The 19,064-nt window shown below is 45.5% G+C and carries 7 protein-coding genes; 4 read left to right on the top strand and 3 right to left on the bottom strand.

Annotated elements, in window-relative coordinates:
• Positions 1-65 precede the first annotated feature (65 nt).
• Both BMX95_RS18630 and BMX95_RS18625 read left to right on the top strand, forming a co-directional pair.
• Complete coding sequence (locus BMX95_RS18630; RefSeq protein ID WP_081202528.1) at positions 66-7,808, top strand: RHS repeat-associated core domain-containing protein; 7,743 nt, start codon at positions 66-68, stop codon at positions 7,806-7,808.
• 2 nt (positions 7,809-7,810) lie between these two features.
• Positions 7,811-8,200 carry a hypothetical protein gene (locus BMX95_RS18625; protein WP_081202529.1) on the top strand — a complete coding sequence of 130 codons (390 nt, stop codon included), beginning with the start codon at positions 7,811-7,813 and terminating at the stop codon, positions 8,198-8,200.
• 92 nt (positions 8,201-8,292) lie between these two features.
• Here BMX95_RS18625 and BMX95_RS18620 read toward each other — a convergent pair whose 3' ends face one another.
• The 3 genes from BMX95_RS18620 to BMX95_RS18610 all read right to left on the bottom strand — a co-directional run bounded on the left by BMX95_RS18620 (position 8,293) and on the right by BMX95_RS18610 (position 15,280).
• Positions 8,293-10,743 (bottom strand): ATP-binding protein, encoded by a 2,451-nt coding sequence (locus BMX95_RS18620; RefSeq protein ID WP_081202530.1) that lies wholly within the window; start codon positions 10,741-10,743, stop codon positions 8,293-8,295.
• A 32-nt stretch (positions 10,744-10,775) separates the two neighbouring features.
• On the bottom strand, positions 10,776-13,295 hold the full coding sequence (locus tag BMX95_RS18615) for a phosphocholine-specific phospholipase C (protein WP_081202531.1): 2,520 nt from the start codon (positions 13,293-13,295) through the stop codon (positions 10,776-10,778).
• Positions 13,296-13,447: 152 nt separating this feature from the next.
• Positions 13,448-15,280 (bottom strand): glycoside hydrolase family 15 protein, encoded by a 1,833-nt coding sequence (locus tag BMX95_RS18610; protein ID WP_081202532.1) that lies wholly within the window; start codon positions 15,278-15,280, stop codon positions 13,448-13,450.
• Positions 15,281-15,562: 282 nt separating this feature from the next.
• On the opposite strand from BMX95_RS18610, the gene BMX95_RS18605 reads away from it, so the two are divergent.
• Together BMX95_RS18605 and BMX95_RS18600 are read left to right on the top strand one after the other, a co-directional pair.
• Positions 15,563-16,669 (top strand): TIGR03118 family protein, encoded by a 1,107-nt coding sequence (locus BMX95_RS18605; protein ID WP_081202533.1) that lies wholly within the window; start codon positions 15,563-15,565, stop codon positions 16,667-16,669.
• A gap of 239 nt (positions 16,670-16,908) precedes the next feature.
• Positions 16,909-18,813: a T9SS type A sorting domain-containing protein gene (locus tag BMX95_RS18600; protein ID WP_081202534.1), complete on the top strand. Its 1,905-nt coding sequence runs from the start codon at positions 16,909-16,911 to the stop codon at positions 18,811-18,813.
• The last annotated feature ends 251 nt before the right edge of the window (positions 18,814-19,064 follow it).

The following is a 19,064-nucleotide window of genomic DNA, read 5'->3' as shown; positions in this document are numbered from 1 at the left end:
AACCGTTAACGGAATTAAATAAGAATATAGTTTCCCGGAAGAAACAACCAATTAAAAGAATTTCTATGCCATCCTTTTATAAATTCCTATCCATACGAGGACATGCAGCCGTGTGTGCCTTGCTGGTAATAATGTTGTTGTTGAATGTTAAAGTTTATACGCAGACGTTTATTGTCAGCCCTGCATCTCAATCTATCCTGCCAGGTTCTGCCGCAGCTCCGCTGACCATCTTAAATCCGGGAATACCCAAGTTATTTCAATGGCAGGGGTCATCGGATAATGTCAATTGGTCAGATGCTCGTTTTCAATCTTCGAGTTTACCATTTGATCCCGGCGTACTTTATGAAACCCGTTATTTCCGTGCTAAGTTAGGTACTTTGCTTAGCAACTCAGCTGTCGTTTATGTTTGTCAACCACTTGGTGATATTACAGCCAGTAATACTACTTGTGTAAAAGGGTTTTCAGTTCAATTAACAAACAATACGCCGGGCGGAGTATGGAGCAGCAGCAACAATACAACCGCTACGGTAGATCCGGGAGGGATAGTAAAAGGGGAGGCACCAGGAACTGTAAACATAACCTATACTGTTACTGATGGATGTGGTTCAAGGTCGGCGCAAATAGGAATTACCGTGATTTCACAGGAGGAGTGGCTGAGTAAGTATGGTTCGGGAATAGACGATATTCCGAATACAAGCATCATTCCGATGGTAACCGGAGGCGCGCCAATAGAAACAAAGTACAATGCCACCGGCGACCAGTCGTTAGCCCATACCATTAAAAATGTACTGGCCCTACAGGTACTTGAAGAGACTGATAAATATATTCCGGGCGATTTTACTGCCAGTGTGCTGTTGCAGGTAGAGTATGGTCATGATCCGGCCAATCTATGTAATAAGAATGATGTTAGACTTACAGTTAATTACACTAAAGGCACCGGTGCTAAATATGATGCAATAAACTATTTCATGTTTGAAAACGCGGAATATACCCGTGTGACGGTTTTGGATGCGCCGGCGACTATAACGGTGAATGGCGTGTCCTTCAATACTGCTGATGTAGTGAAACTGACCAATACGCAGTTGGCCACCCGGTATTACCAACTGGCAGATAATAAGAAATATGACCTGAAGCATGTTGTTCCGGCCACCAACGCCGATGCCGTGCATGTAACCTGGGAACTTCCGGCCAATACCACCATCAACAACAATGGCGTGCAGCTGGAATGGGCCTGGTTGGGGGATCTGATGGATGATGACTACAGGAACAGCAACAATCAGTTTGACCCGGAGCTGCTTTTTAAAGCCGGGGCAACCCGCCTGGACCTCCCTGAATGCGTTACCTGCAGAAGTTATGACATTCCTTTGTTGTACGATGGGAAAGGCAGTTTGTATGTACGGTTAAGAGCCGTCAATCAAATGCCTTCAGGCAGCCGCAGTGATGGCCCATGGAGTAATATAGAAATAGTTCCATTTGACGGACATGAAGCTAATTTGAACTGGCAGGTAACCACCTCTTATGCTGAAAAAGGAAAACGTAAATCTGTTATTCAGTATTTCGATGGAATATTGCGGTCACGCCAGACAGTAACAAAAGACAACACTACCGGCCAGACCGTTGTGGCAGAAACCATGTATGACATGGAAGGCCGGCCTGCAGTGCAGGTACTGCCTACGCCAGGTATTGATAATATTATAGCTTATACAAAAAATCTGAATAAATTCAATGGCCAGGCAGATAATACGAATCCGGCCGATTTCTTCGATTTTAATTCTGCTTCCACGTCTTACTATGGGACCACGCCCATGGACCCTTCAAAACCAGGCGCGGCCAGGTATTACAGTGATCAGAACCCGGATCACCTGACCGGAGTCGATCAAAACATTCCGGCTGCCAATGGCTACCCGTATTCTGTTACCCGTTATCAGCCTGATGGAACAGGCCGGTTGATGCGGCAAAGTGCGCCCGGCGATGCGCATAAAATGGGCGGTGGGCATGAAACCTTATATTTTTATGGTACGCCTGAGCAGGATGAACTGGATGCTTTGTTTGGAACAGAAGTGGGTGACAAGACCCATTACTTCAAGAATATGGTGCAGGATGCCAATGGCCAGATGAGTGTAAGTTATTTGGATATGCAGGGGCGCACCATTGCCACCGCACTGGCAGGGGAATCAACCCAGCAGGCCTTACCCAGCAATGTTAATTCCCCGTATGAAGACAATACCCGGAACCTGTTGACGAAAGAAACCAATGTGGTGAAGGGAACCAGTATTGAATCGGTGAACAGCATGCTGGTGCCCTATAGTACCGATTACAAATTTGTGTATAAGCTCAATAAGCAAACGATAACGCTGCCTTCCTGTAATAATGGTACCGTTACATACGATTGCAAATTCGACTGGCAGATCGCTGTGGTGGATGAAACCGGCGAACGCCCTTCCTATGGGAAAAGTTATACAGCGGTCACCGATATCGATTGGAACGATACCTATACCCTGGGCGTAGGGTCGTGGAATGTTCGAAAAACATTAACGATCAATCAGGCCTGGTTGCAGGAGCTGATCACCCAATACGGTGCAGACGGGGTAGGGGTGTGCAGTACATTGGTGCAGTTAGTATCCACCATTAAGGATGCGGATATAAGTAGTTCCGGTTGCGAAAATGCTGAAACGCTCACCAGCAGCAAGTGTATGACAACGATAGGCGACTTTAACACCTATGAAAATAATTATGCAACTTCCATTAATGTTGCAGTTGGAAGTCTTACGCCCGAACAGGTAAACGATATCAGGATCCAATATGATGCGGCAGTTGCATTTTGTTCCTCCCTTGATCCCGAAGTATCCAATACGCTAGCAAATATCAGGCAGCAAATGCTGGCCGATATGGTGCCTTTCACCGGGCAATATGGCGATCCGGATAGATCGGGCAACAATACATACAATAAGCACAATATTTTATCGACCGGTGGTGGATCTTCTGCGCAGCCGTATTACAGGTATCCACAAAATGAATCGCCGGCGAGTAATAATTATTTCAATGAGTATGGTAATGTCGATGCATCGGTTCCCGCCAATGTTTTACAGGGAATGACGCAGGAGGAGTTCGGCCAGGAATTCAAAAGTTCATGGGGGAACGCTTTGTTGAAATACCATCCGGAATATAGTAAGCTGATATTCGCAGAGAACAATCTGCGCGACGAATATAAATTTATTGATAATCTGCAGGCAAATACAACTCCGCATGACCCCATTCCCGATGATCCGTTCTTTAACAATGGAGGAAATGCAAATGCCGTCGCCAATTATATGTATGGAGGAACAAACGGTTACCGGATGTGGCAAATGGCCTATGGCAATGCATTGGGTTGTAATACTATTATGGATAATGGCTCAAGGAACGCCTGTTATGGTAGTATGCCCGTTGGGTTTACGAATACAGGCAGTGCGATATGGAACGGTAGTGCTAACATTACTTTGACCGCTGACATGCAGTCACAGGCGTGGACGGTGTACAAAGGGCTGTATACACAGGTGCGCAACGAAATGGTAAACGACTTTATTAATGCAGGGGGCAGGGGCGATGAAAATACCTCGCTGCTTACCGATGGGTACAGACTTAATTTCCCTAAAAATCTGGCCGAAGCTGCGCAGGGCAATGGAAATGCAGCCAGCCCCGGCAGCAACGAGTGGACGGGGGTGATCCCTGATGCCCAGGGAAATTTCCCCAATATCGACTTTGCAGGAACGGCAGCTTCGTATGGACATCCCTGCGATAGTTATATCGATGCCTGGAAGGCGGCGTTGCTCAATTGTCCGCAGCTTGACGCAAGGTCCGATAAAGCAGACATACTTAATACCATTATCAGCCGAATGCAGGAAGTGTGCCGCAACGGTACCGATGCGGCCAACCCAATGGGCGCTGCTTCAGTGGCCCCTGCCTATAGTGGTAATACCTATACGAGTTTTGAGCAGGTGATCCTAGGGGTGTTTCATGATAAGGGTATTGATGTTAGTGAACTTTGCCATCCCTATGGCATTGAATTTCCGAAACCTTATGGCATGAACCCGGTAGTGGCCAAACCAACTGCCGGCTCCGTAGAACCCTGTACCTGTACCCAGTGGAATAAGGTATTGCAGGAAATGACACTGGCCGGGCTTCCGACCTTTACGCTGAATGACATTAATCAGTATGTGTCGGCTACATATCATGAGATCATTACGCCCGAACTGTATGCCGGGTTGAAAAAATGCGGCCAGTCGTACCAGATTTGTCCGCCCAATACGGATCCGGGCGGATGTGAGTCTTGCCGTACGGCGGCTTCTAACCCAGGTCAGGGCTGCCAAACCATTACTTCCATACCATTGGTATCGCCACAACCCCTGCCGGCTTTCCTGGTATGCGGGTTCGATAAGAACATCGCAAAATGTTTTAACTGTACGGCATTCGTTGATCTGCAAACTTCATTCAATACCCTCTTCGGTCAAACCCCTGTTTTCACAGGTACTGTGCCCGATAATATGATTGTATGGAATGACCTGTTTGCGAAATATGTGAACTATAAAACAGGGCTGCAGTTTAACTGGATGTATTATGCTGATAAATTCAATGTGAACGGTTGCCCCATTGGCGGCCTCGGCGGTGTAGCAACTCAAAGCGACCTGTCGATCTGCCGGGATGATAAACCGTTAAATGATGCTACGGCCGGCAATCCGCCGGCGCCATGTGATGGAGTTACCAGCGGTGCTAAATTGAAGGCGTCTATACAATATGAGTACCTGCAGCGGCAGGTAATGGATGATTTTACGGCTGCCTACCAGGCAAAATGTCTGGCGGCTGTAGAGACCTTTACTGTCAATTATCAGCCGAAAGAGTACCATTACACCCTTTATTATTATGACCGGGCGGGTAACCTGGTAAAAACGGTTCCACCCAAAGGCGTACAGCCCAATTACACCAAAAGCTTCCTGGATGCGGTGGTTGCCGAGCGGGAGAAAATGAAGAATGGGCTGCCGTACACCATAACAACACCAGACCATACCCTGGAGACCAGGTACCACTACAACAGCCTCGACAAGGTGGCTGAACAAAAAACACCGGATGCGGGTATTAACAAATTCTGGTACGATCTGGTGGGAAGAGCGGTCGTAAGCCAGAACGCAAAACAGGCTGTTACTCCCGGTAATGTGTATGGTTATACAAAGTACGATGAGCAGGGGCGTGTTGTGCTCACATCACAGTTAACAGGCTCCACTCCAATGAGCGATGCTACTTCGAAAGATAAAGGGACGCTGGATACCTGGTATAACAGTGCATACAATACCCAAAATCATGTAGTAGCAACCATTTATGATAAAGAAATTGGGTTAATTGACGGATATCATTTTGATCAGTTCAATCTGCGGAACCGGGTTTCCTATACGCAGTTATGGAATAACATCACGGATGATTTTGCAGCTTCCTCTACTTATTATACGTATGATGTGCATGGAAATGTAGATGCGATGGTGCAGGATTTTGGCAATCCTACAACTCCGAACTTTATGAACCAGAACGGCAACCGGATCAAAAAGATCGCTTACGATTATGATCTTATTTCCGGAAATGTGAATAAGATAAGTTACCAACCTGGTGAGTACGATGCCTACTATTTCCGGTATGAATACGATGGCGAAAACCGGATTACCGATGTGTACAGCGGCAGGGATGAGGTGATGTTGAATTATTTCCATGAGAAAGAAGCGCACTATGACTATTATAAACATGGAGCGCTGGCAAGTACCACGCTTGGTCAGTTGATGGTGCAGAAACAGGATTACGCCTATACCATTAATGGCTGGCTGAAAGGAGTGAACCCGGCTTTTGGCGGTACACTGGCCAATGGAACCAATACAGGGGAAGCCTTTCCTGTGGCGCAGGATGCATATGGATTTAGTTTGCATTATTTTAATAACGATTATAATCCTATTGGATATGCGCAGCCAACCACTTCTGTATTAGGGCAACTGGGCAGCAGCGCCGTATCATTGTATAATGGAAATATCGCTGCCATGGCGGTGAATATTCCCAAACTGGGCGCCAGCAAAGTATACAACTACCACCATGACCAGTTGAACCGCCTGGTGGCAATGGATACGTATAATGGATTGGATATAGCAGCAGGTACATTTACTCCTGGCAGTCCATTGGATGATTATAAAGAAAGGGTAAGTTATGACCCCAATGGAAATATCCTTTCTTATCTGCGTAATGGGGACGCCACAAGGCTGGCGATGGATGAATTGTATTATCATTATACGCCTGAGACCAACAAATTACACAAAGTAGAAGACCGGGCGCTGGATGCCTCTCCAACGGATTATAGTAAATACAACGACATTAAGCAGAACCAGATAGATGATAACTATAAGTATGATGAAATTGGCAATTTGACAAGAGATGAATCCGAGGGTCTTGACATTACCTGGACTGTTACCGGCAAGATCGCCAGCATTAACAGGAATGGTGTTATGACGAAGTATGTATACGATGCTTTAGACAACCGGATTTTAAAAGAAACACCATCGGGCGCTACAGCTTATGTACGGGATGGTAGTGGAAATGTGCTTAGTGTGTATTCAAAAACGACCAGTGGCGCCCTGACCCAAAGTGAATTGCATTTGTATGGCAGCAGCCGGTTGGGCATGGTGACAACTCATACGGTCCAGGATGCTACAGTTGTGTTATCTTGCGGTATTGCTAATGGAATACAACGTACCTTTACACGTGGAGAAAAGATCTTTGAATTGAATAATCATTTGGGCAATGTACTGGCGACTGTAACGGATAAAAGGATATCAGTTTCTCAAACCGGGGCCAGTACTTTAATCGATCATTATGAAGCGGATTTAGTTTCTGCTCAGGATTACTATCCGTTTGGGATGTTGCAGCCTGGAAGAAATTGGAATGCCGGTGGATATCGATATGGATTTAATGGTAAGGAGAATGATAATGAGGTCAAAGGAGAGGGAAATCAGCAGGACTATGGAATGCGGGTGTATGATACGAGGTTAGGAAGATTTTTGAGTGTGGATCCGGTTTTTCAAAAAAGGGAATGGTTATCGCCATACAACTTTGTTCAGAATAGTCCAGTATTAAGAGTTGACCCTAATGGTGCATTAGATGGTGAATATGAATTGGAGCATGATAAAGATGGAAATGAAATAAAAAGGAAGGTCTCAGATTTAGGTGATGAAGATGGCGTTGATTTTATCCATCATTTAGATGGAAAGGAAAAGGGCCGGACGGAAATTGTAAATACCAAGAATGGTTATAGGAATTGGATATCTGATTCAAGATATATTAGAGGTTATACGCTAAGAGATAAAAATATTGCGAATTGGCAAACTATTTTTGATAACTGGTTTTATGGTGCCGGGCCTGTAAATAGCCTGATGTATGGCAAAGATAATGTTATGATAAAAGAGATAATGAAGAGTAATTTATTTGACGGAGCGAGACTTCAATATATTTTAGAGAAAGGCAAGGATGAGGTTAAAAAATATATACCTATTAAATTTGGTTTAACAGGATTAATATTGTCTGGTACTAATATGACTATGCAAATGTTAGGGTCTGGAGGGGCAAGTTTCTATGAATTAGGTGATGGCCGAAGGTTGGTTATGATTACAGATCAAAAGACAAAGGAGTCTTTTTTCTACCATTTACCGTGGATAAAGAATACTACCAGGGAGTATGCAATGCCATCTGAGATGGCTACTACTAATCAAACTTATATTTGGGTAGAGAAAAATTTTGGAGAATAAATATGAGAAGAGCTTTTATATCATTATTGGTTAGCGCTTGCTTTTTGAGTTGTCAACAAAATGAAAGTGAACTGGCTGGCGTTTATATAAAGATACCAGCAGTAAACACTAAGGATACGCTGTTTTTGTATGGGAATAAGAAATACAAACAAGTTTTGTATGACTCTTCCGGGCACTATCTTATGACTAATGAGAATAAGTGGTTCGTAGGCAAACATGGCAGAATTGAATTATCAGACTTTTATTTGAATCTCGACTTTGATACTAAAGATTATTCATTTTCTAAAGAGGCGATGAAGATAGCAGTAATTTCAAGCAGCTTGCCATTAGAGGGTAATAGGATAATAATAGATGAGGATAGAGATGTGTATTATAAAAAATTGAATGACTAATACAATAACAAGACAGCCACTATTAACGCACGCCACCAGACTTTTTTACATATAACCAATTGAGGAGGTCAATACGACCTCCTTTTTTTATATCATTCTTCCACCGGCAACGTCACCACAAATACCGATCCTTTGCCTGGCTCACTTTCAACAGTAAGCGTACCACCATGCCGCTGAATGATCTGCGAAGAGATGTACAGACCCAGGCCCATGCCGGGCGATGGGGTCTTGTTCTTATCTGTTATGCGGTAAAAACGATCAAAGATCTTGGGTTGTTCTTCCCGGGTAATACCACAACCCTCGTCCCGAACGGTTACCTGTATACCATTGGTAACCGGTTCGGTGGTAATGGTCACCGTTGTATCTTCTGATGAATATTTTACGGCATTGGCAAGCAGGTTGATGATCACCTGGCCCATGCGTTCTTTGTCGGTATCGATGATGGGCAGTTCGTTTAGCTGGAGGTTGAATTGATGTGCAGCAATTTTTTTGATCTCCTCTACTTGTTCCTGTATCACTTCATTCATATCGGTTGGCTCTAAGTAGATCCTTAATTTCCCTTCGGCGATATTAGAGGCATCCAGCAGGTCATTGATTACCCGGGTGAGCCGGTCAATTTGCCTGTTCAGCCGTCGCATGAGTTCGCCTTCTTCCTTTGAACCATGTTCCTCCAGTTTTTCCTGGGCTACTTCTGCAAACACTTTCATTGTAGTAACCGGTGTTTGCAATTCCTGGCTGGCAATGCCAATAAAGTCTTCTCTTAATTGCAGCAATTGTTTTAACTGTTGTTCGCTTTTACGCAGGGCATCTTCCGATTTTGCTCTTTCTATGGCAATCCAGGTGCGCTCCGCGGTTTCCTTAACCAGGTCGATCTCGTTTTGCTTCCAGTCCCTCGGAACAATACTAAGCACGGCCAGCGTGCCCAACCATTCCCCGCTTTTTATCAGGGGCACCGCTACGTAAGCACTTATGTATGCCGATGAAAGCACCTGCCGCTCAGCTTCTGAGATCGTTGGGTCTGTTCGCGTATTGTAGCAAACCTGCATTTCGCCCGCACGATATCCCTGTATCAGTCTTATTCCATAATCCTGATGACGGAACTTTCCGATCATGGGTGGAACTCCAATGGCATAGCTGTGGCTGATGTTTACATAATCGCCAATGGTTTCGGCATAAAGAGATTGATTCACTTTCAAATGAGCACCCAGCAGATCGGCAGCAACGGATTGTATTTCTTCCGGGTCGGCAAGCGGCCTGAGTGCATCGGTCAATTTTAACAGGAACGTTTGTCGTTCTTCTGCCTTTTTGCGGTCGGTAATATCCCTGAAAACGATGGCTACCTGTCGCGAACCGGGACCTCCTACGCGCGATGCATAGCTTTCATACCACCGGCGGGAATCCTCATGGTAATTTTCGAAACGCGTCTGTTCGCCCGTGCGCACTACTGTATCATAAATATTTAACCAGTAGGGCTCTGTATGTGGTACTACCTCGGAGCCGAGTTTTCCGGTTGGGTCCTGAAGCCCCGTCTGTCGCTCAAATTCCTTGTTCACTTCAATAAAAAGGAAATCCATGGCTTCCCCGGCATCGTTATAAATGATCTCGAGCACAGAAAATCCTTCATCCATAGTGTTGAACAAACTGCGATATTTGTCTTCGCTTTTGCGCATCGCTTCCTCTGCCCTTGCTTTTTCGAGCCGGGTCCAGATGCGAACGGTAAGCTCGCGCATCAACTCTATTTCGTCCTCGTGCCACAGCCGTGGTTTAGCATCTAAAATAGAAAGCATAAACCTGAATTTGTCATGCTCGGCCAATGGTATCGAGATAAATGAGCCGATCCCAAGCGCGGCATAAGTTTGGGCAAATAGCCGCGGATCGTTTTGGGTATCGGTTGTTACCATCAATTCCGTGTTGTTTTTTGCCATTTGCTCAGGAGTCCATAGCTGATCCATCCGGTAGCTTCCTTTTAATGAAGGCACATTCGCGTCATGCCAGTCAAAAGGAACTATGCCGGTCTCCAGATCATCGGTGAATTCTGCAAAGCTGGCCCAGGGCACCCTGAAATGTTTGGCGATCTTTTCACCCATCCGTTCCATGGTAGCGGAAATGGTGTCCAGTTCAACCAGGTCTTTCGAGATTTCTGAGAGAAAGGTCTGATTGCGCTCCGTTTTTTTCCGTTCAGTGATATCATTAAAAAATATAGCTACCTGTTTTTTTTCCGGCTTGTCGAAGGGAAAGGCAAATACTTCGTACCACACGCCGCCGGCCAAATAGGCGGCTTCATTTTCAAAGTGAATTGATTCACCGGTTTTTACCACATCCCCATAAATCCGGAACCAATGCGCTTCATGCGCAGGTTGCAGTTCTTTGATCGTTTTGCCTTTGGCATTTTGTAAACCCGTTTGTTTTTCAAATACCGGATTGGTTTCCAGGAATCGGTAGTCAACTGCCTGACCGGCGTCATCAAATATCACTTCTACAATACAGAAACCCTGCTCCATTTTATTGAAGAGGGTGCCGTATTTGTCTGCAGCTATAGTCATATGATTAATGTGTATCTATAAAGATACTACAATCATTTGATTACCTTTCCCATCAAGGGATCGCTAAAACTTTCTTTTCCGGTTTCCACCCGGCCGGCATACCGTTTTTCAAATGTGTTGGCGCCATTTACCTGTACACTGAAATCGTACCAGCCATAGCTGTCTTTTAATGAAAGGGTTACAGCCGCCTTACCGCCTTTTTCGATCTGCTGTACGATGTCTTGCTGTTTATAAGCATTGTCTTTGATAGTTACCTGAATCGATTGGTGTGTATCGGTGTTTGCCAGATATAAAACCACATTGCCCTCTGCATTATAGGCTATGCTCACTTCCGGCTCAGGGTCTTTGGCGTTGCCTTTAAACTCACGATAAAAGCCATTGGGTCCATAGAGCCGCAAGTGGTATTCATTGTTATCAAAAGCATGCAGTGGCCACGTATAAGTCAGACTGTCACCGGCTTTTACGGCAAAGCCCCAGTTGCGGCAAATGGCTGAGGTGCCTTTTTCTTTGTATTCACCTGGTGCGTATACCGTGAATGGGGAACCGGCAGCCTGTTTGCCGAATAATTTGTCGCCGGCGGTCATTTTAATACTTACTTGCTTTTTGTTGGCGCTGCGGGTAGCATCTGCATACAACTCATAAGGCAACGCACTCGAAGGCCGGATGCCTTTTTCCTGTGCTATCAATTGCTCCATAGCAGCCGGCGTTTGTATAAGATGATCGAGCTCCTGTTCGTTCAGTAGCTTATAACTGTTTGGTTCCTGTTTGAATTTTGAATTGTAAATATCTTCTACTACCTGGTCGCGCTTCAGAAAGGGCAATGGTTCCAGTTGGTTACCATTGTACGGACTGAACGCTGCGGTTAAATCGCCACAGATGGTCCTTCGCCATTCACTGATGTTCGCCTGGCGAATGTTTTTGCCCAGTTTTTTATTAAAAAACAGTTCAAGAAACTGCTGTGTAGAGGTGTGGTCAAATACCTGTGAACATACTTTGCCGCCACGGCTCCAGGGGGAGGCAATGATCATGGGCACCCTGAATCCTAAACCAATCGGCGCTTCGCGGGCCTGTTTTTTAGGAACGCCTTGCGCCAGTTCATTTTCCAAACGCACATACTCCACCTCAGTGTCAATACCGTTGGAGACTTTGCCGGTTTCAGGGCGTTTTTCGTCGGGAATATAAAACGGTTGTGCATGATCGAAGTAACCATCGTTTTCATCGTAGGTGACAATGAATATGGTCTTCTTCCATACTTCGGGATTTTTGGTAAGTATGTCCAGTATTTCCGATACGTACCAGGCACCATACCAGGGGGCGCTGGGGTGGTCAGAAAAATTTTGGGGTGCTGCCAGCCAGGATACGGCCGGCAGTTTGCCTTCATTTACATCTTTACGGAACTGGTACAGCAGGTCGCCACCGGGTACTGACAGTTCTCGCTTTTTACCATTGTCGTCATAAGTCAGTTTGCTTAGGTTGCGGTAGTCAGCGTCTCCATTGTTCACTACAAAAGCCTGGTTGTATAGGCGTTTTTCCCGGTCGCTCAGTTTGTCAAAATTCTCAGGTTTCCATTTCTCCAGTTCGGCGTGGGCATTGTCCAGCACCTCCTGTTTTTTTGCTACCTCCTCCTTTATCTTCTTAGCTGCTTCTTCTGAAGAAGGTGTAGCTTCCTGCAAGCTGTTGATCTCACCCGGCAAGGTATCGGCCTGTTTCTGCAGGGCCTGTATATAACGGGCGCTGAATTTTACATTGTAGGCAGCGAAGAACTCCAGGTTGTTACAACCGAAGTTGGCCAGCCACGATCTTTCTTCCCCTTTGAATCCACCGCCGCAACTGATCTCGTTCTGGTAAAATTTCCAGGGGATGTTATTTTGTTCCAACAACTCGGGAAAAGTTGTCCATGGTAGTTTGCCATAGCTAAAGTCATCATTGCGGATGTGCGCTTTAGGCCGGCCGTCTACGTTATGCGTGATCTTGCCATTCCAAAAGAAAGAACGATTGGGCGTAGTGCTGGTCATGGCAGAGCAAAAATGCTGATCGCAGATTGTAAAGGCATCTGCCAGGGCGTAGTTAAAAGGCAGGTCTTCGCGTGTATAGTAACCCATGGTTAAGGGCATGTGCGCATATTGTTTGTTGCCCGATCTTTTTGCAATAAGCCATTTGTCGTATTTGCCATTGTTGTTGGCATCAACCTGGCTGGCGCGGGAGTGGGGGAGTGAACCCATCCAGGTGATCTTCGAGTCTTTCATGTCGAGGCGGAATGGACCATAGGTTTCACCGCGTTCATTGGTTTGCAGCCATACCGGCTTTTTGTCGGGCAACATAAGCGCACGGGGATCATTAAAGCCGCGTACACCTTGCAGTGTACCGAAACAATGATCAAAAGAACGGTTCTCCTGCATCAGGATCACAATATGTTCTGCATCGAGGTACGTGCTGCCCAGGTTAGGGTCAATGGCCAGCGCTCGCTGAATAGAGGCAGGCAGTACCTTTGACAGGCCTGCAGCTCCTGACAACAACAATGATTTTTTGAGGAATTCTCTACGTGTATCCATATTCAATGTCCGGATTTTTTATCTGAAAGCAGGTGTTGACTACTAAAAGTAGCAAGATCCGGCTTACAGGTTGCATTGGGATACCGTATAAGTATTTATCAATCGATTGCGTTGAACTTATTCTTTTAAAATTTTTAATTTATTAGTTTGCCTTAAATTGAATGGTTTACATTTTTATTCCGGCTGTTGTTGAGTTGTTTATTGAGGTTGAAGGCGGCGCTGATCAAACCCAGGTGCGAGAACGCTTGTGGGAAGTTGCCCAGGTGTTCGCCCCGGAAACCCAGTTGCTCGGAAAACAATCCTAAATGGTTGGCATATCCTAACATTTTTTCAAAATACAATCGGGCTTTTTCCAATTGTCCGGACCGGGATAAACATTCCACATACCAGAAGGTACACATCGTGAACGTGCCTTCATGGCTAACAAAACCATCGGGGGCTGCCAGGTCGGGGCGATAGCGGTATACCAATGAATCGGAAACCAGTTCTTTTTCAATACACTTAAGAGTCGACAGCCATTTGGGGTCCTTCGGACTGATGAAACGTATCAATGGCATTAACAGGGCCGATGCATCGACCGTTTTTGAACCGGGGTACTGCATAAAAGCTTTTTTATTTTCGTCCCAGTAATCATTGTAAATGCTTTTGAAGATAAGGTCACGCTGTTCGCGCCAGGCTGGGTTATAAGGGAATGATCTGGATATGGCGACCTTTATGGCCCGGTCAAAAGCCACCCAGCATTGCAGACGGGAATATAAAAATTGTTGTTTGCCGCCTCTTACTTCCCAAATGCCTTCGTCGGGTTCCTGCCAATGTTCAATCAGCCAGTCTATCTGTTGCGCCATGTCCTTCCAGAAATCGTGCGAGATGCGTTCCTCGTACTTATTATAGAGATAAACGGCATCCATCAGTTCGCCATAAATATCCAGCTGTAATTGCCGGTAAGCATCGTTGCCAATACGTACGGGCGCTGATTGTTTATAACCTTCAAAATTGTCGAGGATGCTTTCTGTGATCTGTCGGCCCCCACTTATACAATACATAATACCCAGCCGGGTATTATCTTTTATATCCTGGCAACGTTTCTCTACCCAGTTTATAAAATTACCGGCTTCCTTGCCATAACCCAGCCGTAACAAGGTATACACGGTGAAAGAGGCATCGCGGATCCAGGTATAACGGTAATCCCAATTTCTTTTTTCACCAATGGTTTCGGGTAAGCTGAAAGTAGGGGCGGCAATACAGGACCCATACTGGTGCGACGACAACAATTTCAACACCAGGGCCGACCGGTTCACCACTTCCATCCATCGTCCCTGGTAAGTAGATTGGGCTATCCAGTCTTTCCAGTAGTTAACGGTGGCAAAAAGACATTTGGTTACATATTCTTTCAGGTCTTTTTCGTGATGTTGGTCATGCCCATCCAGATAGACCAGTATGAAATCGGCCGTTTCATTAGGCGCTAAGGTGAATTCGGCTGTAATAGCGTTTTCTTCCGCTTTTAAGGCAACGGAGCTTTGTAACCGAAGGCTGGTTTTGTCATCGCCTTTGCTGGTCAATACGAATTCATGATCAGTAAGTTTATCTACATCATAATCACTTCTTCCATAATTAAAGGCCGGCCGGCAACACATTTTATATTTTACCTGGCCTCTTATATTAGTTACCCGTCTGGTCAATTCTGTGCCGTTGTTTAATTCGTGCACCGGCATAAAATCGGTTATTTCTCCCACGCCTTCTTCCGACAGGAACCGGGTAAGCAGCACATTGGTGTCGGGTAAATACAATTGTTTGGTGCTCATTTCCTGGAATACAGGTTGTATGCTGAATGAACCGCCTTTTTTATCATCGAGCAGGGCGGCAAAAAGGGTGGGAGAGTCAAAGTGGGGAAGACAAAGAAAGTCGATAGAGCCATTGAGACCGATCAATGCAACGGTGTTCAGATCGCCAATTATGCCATAATTTTCAATTGGTTGATATCCCATAGTAAGTGTATTTATTGTAACTACTACTCTGGCCGGTCCCGGGATATATTATTCTAAACAATTTTAATGCCCGGCCTATTCACATGTTTTTGCAAAAAGTATTGATACAATTATACATAAAGGGCAATCAAAATAAAGATTGGGCAGGCAACTCTTGTTGCAATTGTGCGTATAATTAGTGACCGGTCGTTCTTTGCCTTAAAAAAACTGCTTAATCTCCCCTGGCTCATAACCACCTGAAGTAAACCGGCTATAATTTCTTCACAGCTAAAACAATTTGTTATGAAGCTAACACTTCACACAGCTATCGGTGTGCTTTGCATTTCTTTTCTTATCTCCGGTTGTTCAAAATTGGGCGATGTGTTTCACCACATGGAACACAAGGATCCCGTGTTGAAAGATGTTAACCAGGTAAACCTGGTGGGCAATAACGATGAGTATGGCAACCCCCACGTAGATGCCCATTTAGTCAATGCCTGGGGATTAAGTTTCAGCAGCACCGGCATTGCCTGGATAAGCAGTCAGGCGGGACATGTATCAACTGTATACGACAAAGATGGAAATATGATCGCCGCAAGACCAGAAGTGGCTATCCCGTCTGCTAATGCACCCACAGGTGGTTTACCAACCGGCACGGTGCTGAACAGTGATACCAGCAGCGCGGATTTTCATTTGTCGAACGGAACGCCAGCGCGTTTCTTTTTTGTAGGGCTCGACGGCGTTGTTTCTGGTTGGAACCCGGCTGCCGGCAATTTTGCTTTGAGAATTACAGCTACTATGGGGGCCGTGTATACGGGGCTTACCATGGCGCAAAACAATGGTGCGTGGTATTTGTATGCAGCCAATTTTAAATCGGGAAAAATTGAAGTTTGGGATAAGAATTTCAATGCTGTTAATTTACCTTTTTCAGATCCGGCCATTCCTTCGGATTATGCGCCGTTTAATATTGAGCTGGTTGGTGGCAGTTTATATGTGATGTATGCTAAAGTGGGGGCTGATGGAGATGAAGAAAAGGGCGTAGGGTTGGGCTATGTAGATGTTTATAACGCCAGTGGGGTACTGCAAAACAGGTTTGCATCAAACGACAATCTGAATGCACCCTGGGGTGTTGCCTGGGCGCCTGATACGTTCTTTACCGATGCTGATGGCAATCCTACACCTGCCATACTGATTGGTAATTTCGGTGACGGATACATTAATGTTTATAACACGAAAGGGAAATTTATTGGCCAGTTACATGGTTTGCATGGCAAGCCTTTGCAAATAGAAGGACTGTGGGCGCTTATGTTCCCACCTGCAACGGCTACGACTGTTGATCCTAACCGTTTGTATTTTACGGCCGGTCCTGATGATGAAATGGATGGACTGTTCGGATATATATCTAAATAATTGTGCATTTCATCGAAATTGAAGCCGCAGGCCTGCGGCTTTAATTTTCAGTTGATTGACTGAGGATCAGTGGGGTTTGTATCTAATAAAATTTAATAATGTCTGTAGCTACGGCTAATAGGAAATTTTTTCATCATACGTGAATTATATTACTATGATTTACGGGTTTATTTGTATTATTTTGTCCACGTAATTGTTCGTTCGTTTACCCCGGGATACCCTTCCCCTAAATCCGTACCATGAAACAACTTTACCGCACTAACGGTAATTTATCGTGCAAGTATTGCACATTTTTACCCTACACGCTTTCTCTATTATTTTTCCTACTGTTTACTATTATAGGTCATACGCAGACTATAAAGAATGCCTACGCAAAGGTTAACAGCATTGCCACGGTGGGTGGTAAATCACAATTGACCATTTCCAATGAAAGTTTAAACGGTTATACCTGGGCCGTGAATAAAGAAGTGATCGTAATACAAATGCAGGACAATGTGCTCGGTAATACCACTAATTCAAGCCTTTTTGGTGGCCTGTTAACAGGTAATAACATTGGAAATGCGGGTGCGTTTGAAGTGGCTACTGTTACCGCAGTAGGTACCAGTCCCAAAACCATTACCCTTGACAGGGCTTTGACGAGACCATTTAACACGGGCAGCAATGCCAGTGTGCAGGTGGTAAGTTTTACTTCATTAAGTACAGGAAATATTACTACCGACGACGATATCACTGCAATTCCCTGGGATGGTAATTTGGGCCGGGGAGGCATTGTGGCCATTTCAGTAGGCGGTACATTGACCCTGAGACATGAAATTAATGTAGACGGAAAGGGTTTTGCCGGAGGTGCTTCTTCTGCCAATAAAGACCCAAATTGTAACGATGATAACTATTTTTCGAACTCTACTAACTATGGTGCAAAAGGCGAAGGCATTTATTTGAATACTGATAATAACTATACCCGCGGCAGGGCCCGATTACTGAGTGGTGGGGGCGGCGGAAATTCCGATGGCGCAGGAGGCGCTGGCGGTAGTAATTTTTCAGCCGGTGGCAATGGGGCTCTTGATGGATGTAGCGACGGCGGCGGTTTAGGAGGTGTGGCCCTGGGATTCAGTTTGCTAACTGGAAACCGCGCCTTCCTGGGCGGCGGTGGCGGTGGCGGCCAGGGTAGAAGTTCGCAATCCGATGGTGGTAATGGTGGCGGGATTATTTTGATAAGAGCCGGTGGTCTTAAAACCAGTTGCGGTTCACCAGGAATTTCTGCCAACGGCAAAGCTGCTGTTGGTTCGGGTTCTTACGGCGCTGGTGGTGGCGGCGCGGCGGGTACTATTATTTTACAGATCAAATCATATAATGTGCTCAGTGCCTGCCGTCTTGATATCGATGCGAATGGCGGCCGTGGCGGCAGTAGCGGAAACATCTTGTCTTCGGGTGGTGCCGGCGGTGGCGGCGGACAGGGAGCTATCCTGGTAACTGGTTCCGCGCTGATGAGTAATATCTCTCAAAGTACCAAGCCAGGGGCCGGCGGTTCAAAATGTTTGTTCTGTGGCAGCGCTCCCGGCGGTGCCGGAAATGATGGTGATGGGGAACAAGGCGGAATTGGCGTGGTATTACCCGTTCGGTTATTATTTTTCAATGCTGAAAGTAAAAACGACAAAGCCGTATTGAGCTGGAGCAGCGCCGACGAATTGAATGTTACCTATACGGTTGAACGTTCTACAGACGGCATCAACTTTACTTCAATTGGTACGGTAACTGGAACTGGTCAGCCCAACTACACCTTTACCGATCCTAACGCCATAACCGGTACCGTGTACTATCGGCTGGTTATGTCGGGCGATATGAATGCGCAGATAATATACTCGTCTGTAAAACATGTAAGCCGCACCAGTGCTACGCAGGTAGCTGCTGCTTATCCAAACCCGGCACATGATTATTTTTACATTCGGGTAACCGGTGATAACAACAACAAACAGCATAAGGTAACTGTAACTGATCTTGCGGGCCAGGTTGTATATACTACCACCGGCATACCAGCCAATAACATTATTAAAGTAACGCCTGGAAGGGTGTTGAAACCAGGTTTGTATATGTTCCGCGTAACCAGCGATGGGTATGAACAAGCTGGTAAATTGATGATACAATAGGTGAGTGGTGAGTAGTGAGTAGTGAGTGAACTCGCGAATTTTGGGGTTTCCTGATTTTGGGCAACCCACTGATAACTGATAACTAATAAGGCCGTCTCGATGAGGCGGCCTTTTTGTTAACTTTATTTATTGATGCAGAACAAGAATGTATTAGGTAATGCGGAGAAAGTACTTGTAAATCAATATGGGTCTTATATACCAAAAAAGAAAGTTGATGTTGGCGCTTGCAATTACTGATTATGCTTATTACT

The sequence above is a fragment of the Niastella yeongjuensis genome (genome assembly GCF_900110245.1).
Taxonomy (GTDB): Bacteria; Bacteroidota; Bacteroidia; order Chitinophagales; family Chitinophagaceae; genus Niastella; species Niastella yeongjuensis.
Note: the sequence above shows the minus strand (reverse complement) of the source record. Positions and strands in the feature narration are given on the sequence as shown.

What these genes read in the sequence shown, in the direction of transcription:
- BMX95_RS18600 (WP_081202534.1), top strand. Translation starts at nt 16,909, where the DNA reads ATGAAACAACTTTACCGCACTAACGGTAATTTATCGTGCAAGTATTGC.
- BMX95_RS18615 (WP_081202531.1), bottom strand. Translation starts at nt 13,295, where the DNA reads ATGGATACACGTAGAGAATTCCTCAAAAAATCATTGTTGTTGTCAGGA.
- BMX95_RS18630 (WP_081202528.1), top strand. Translation starts at nt 66, where the DNA reads ATGCCATCCTTTTATAAATTCCTATCCATACGAGGACATGCAGCCGTG.
- BMX95_RS18625 (WP_081202529.1), top strand. Translation starts at nt 7,811, where the DNA reads ATGAGAAGAGCTTTTATATCATTATTGGTTAGCGCTTGCTTTTTGAGT.
- BMX95_RS18610 (WP_081202532.1), bottom strand. Translation starts at nt 15,280, where the DNA reads ATGGGATATCAACCAATTGAAAATTATGGCATAATTGGCGATCTGAAC.
- BMX95_RS18605 (WP_081202533.1), top strand. Translation starts at nt 15,563, where the DNA reads ATGAAGCTAACACTTCACACAGCTATCGGTGTGCTTTGCATTTCTTTT.
- BMX95_RS18620 (WP_081202530.1), bottom strand. Translation starts at nt 10,743, where the DNA reads ATGACTATAGCTGCAGACAAATACGGCACCCTCTTCAATAAAATGGAG.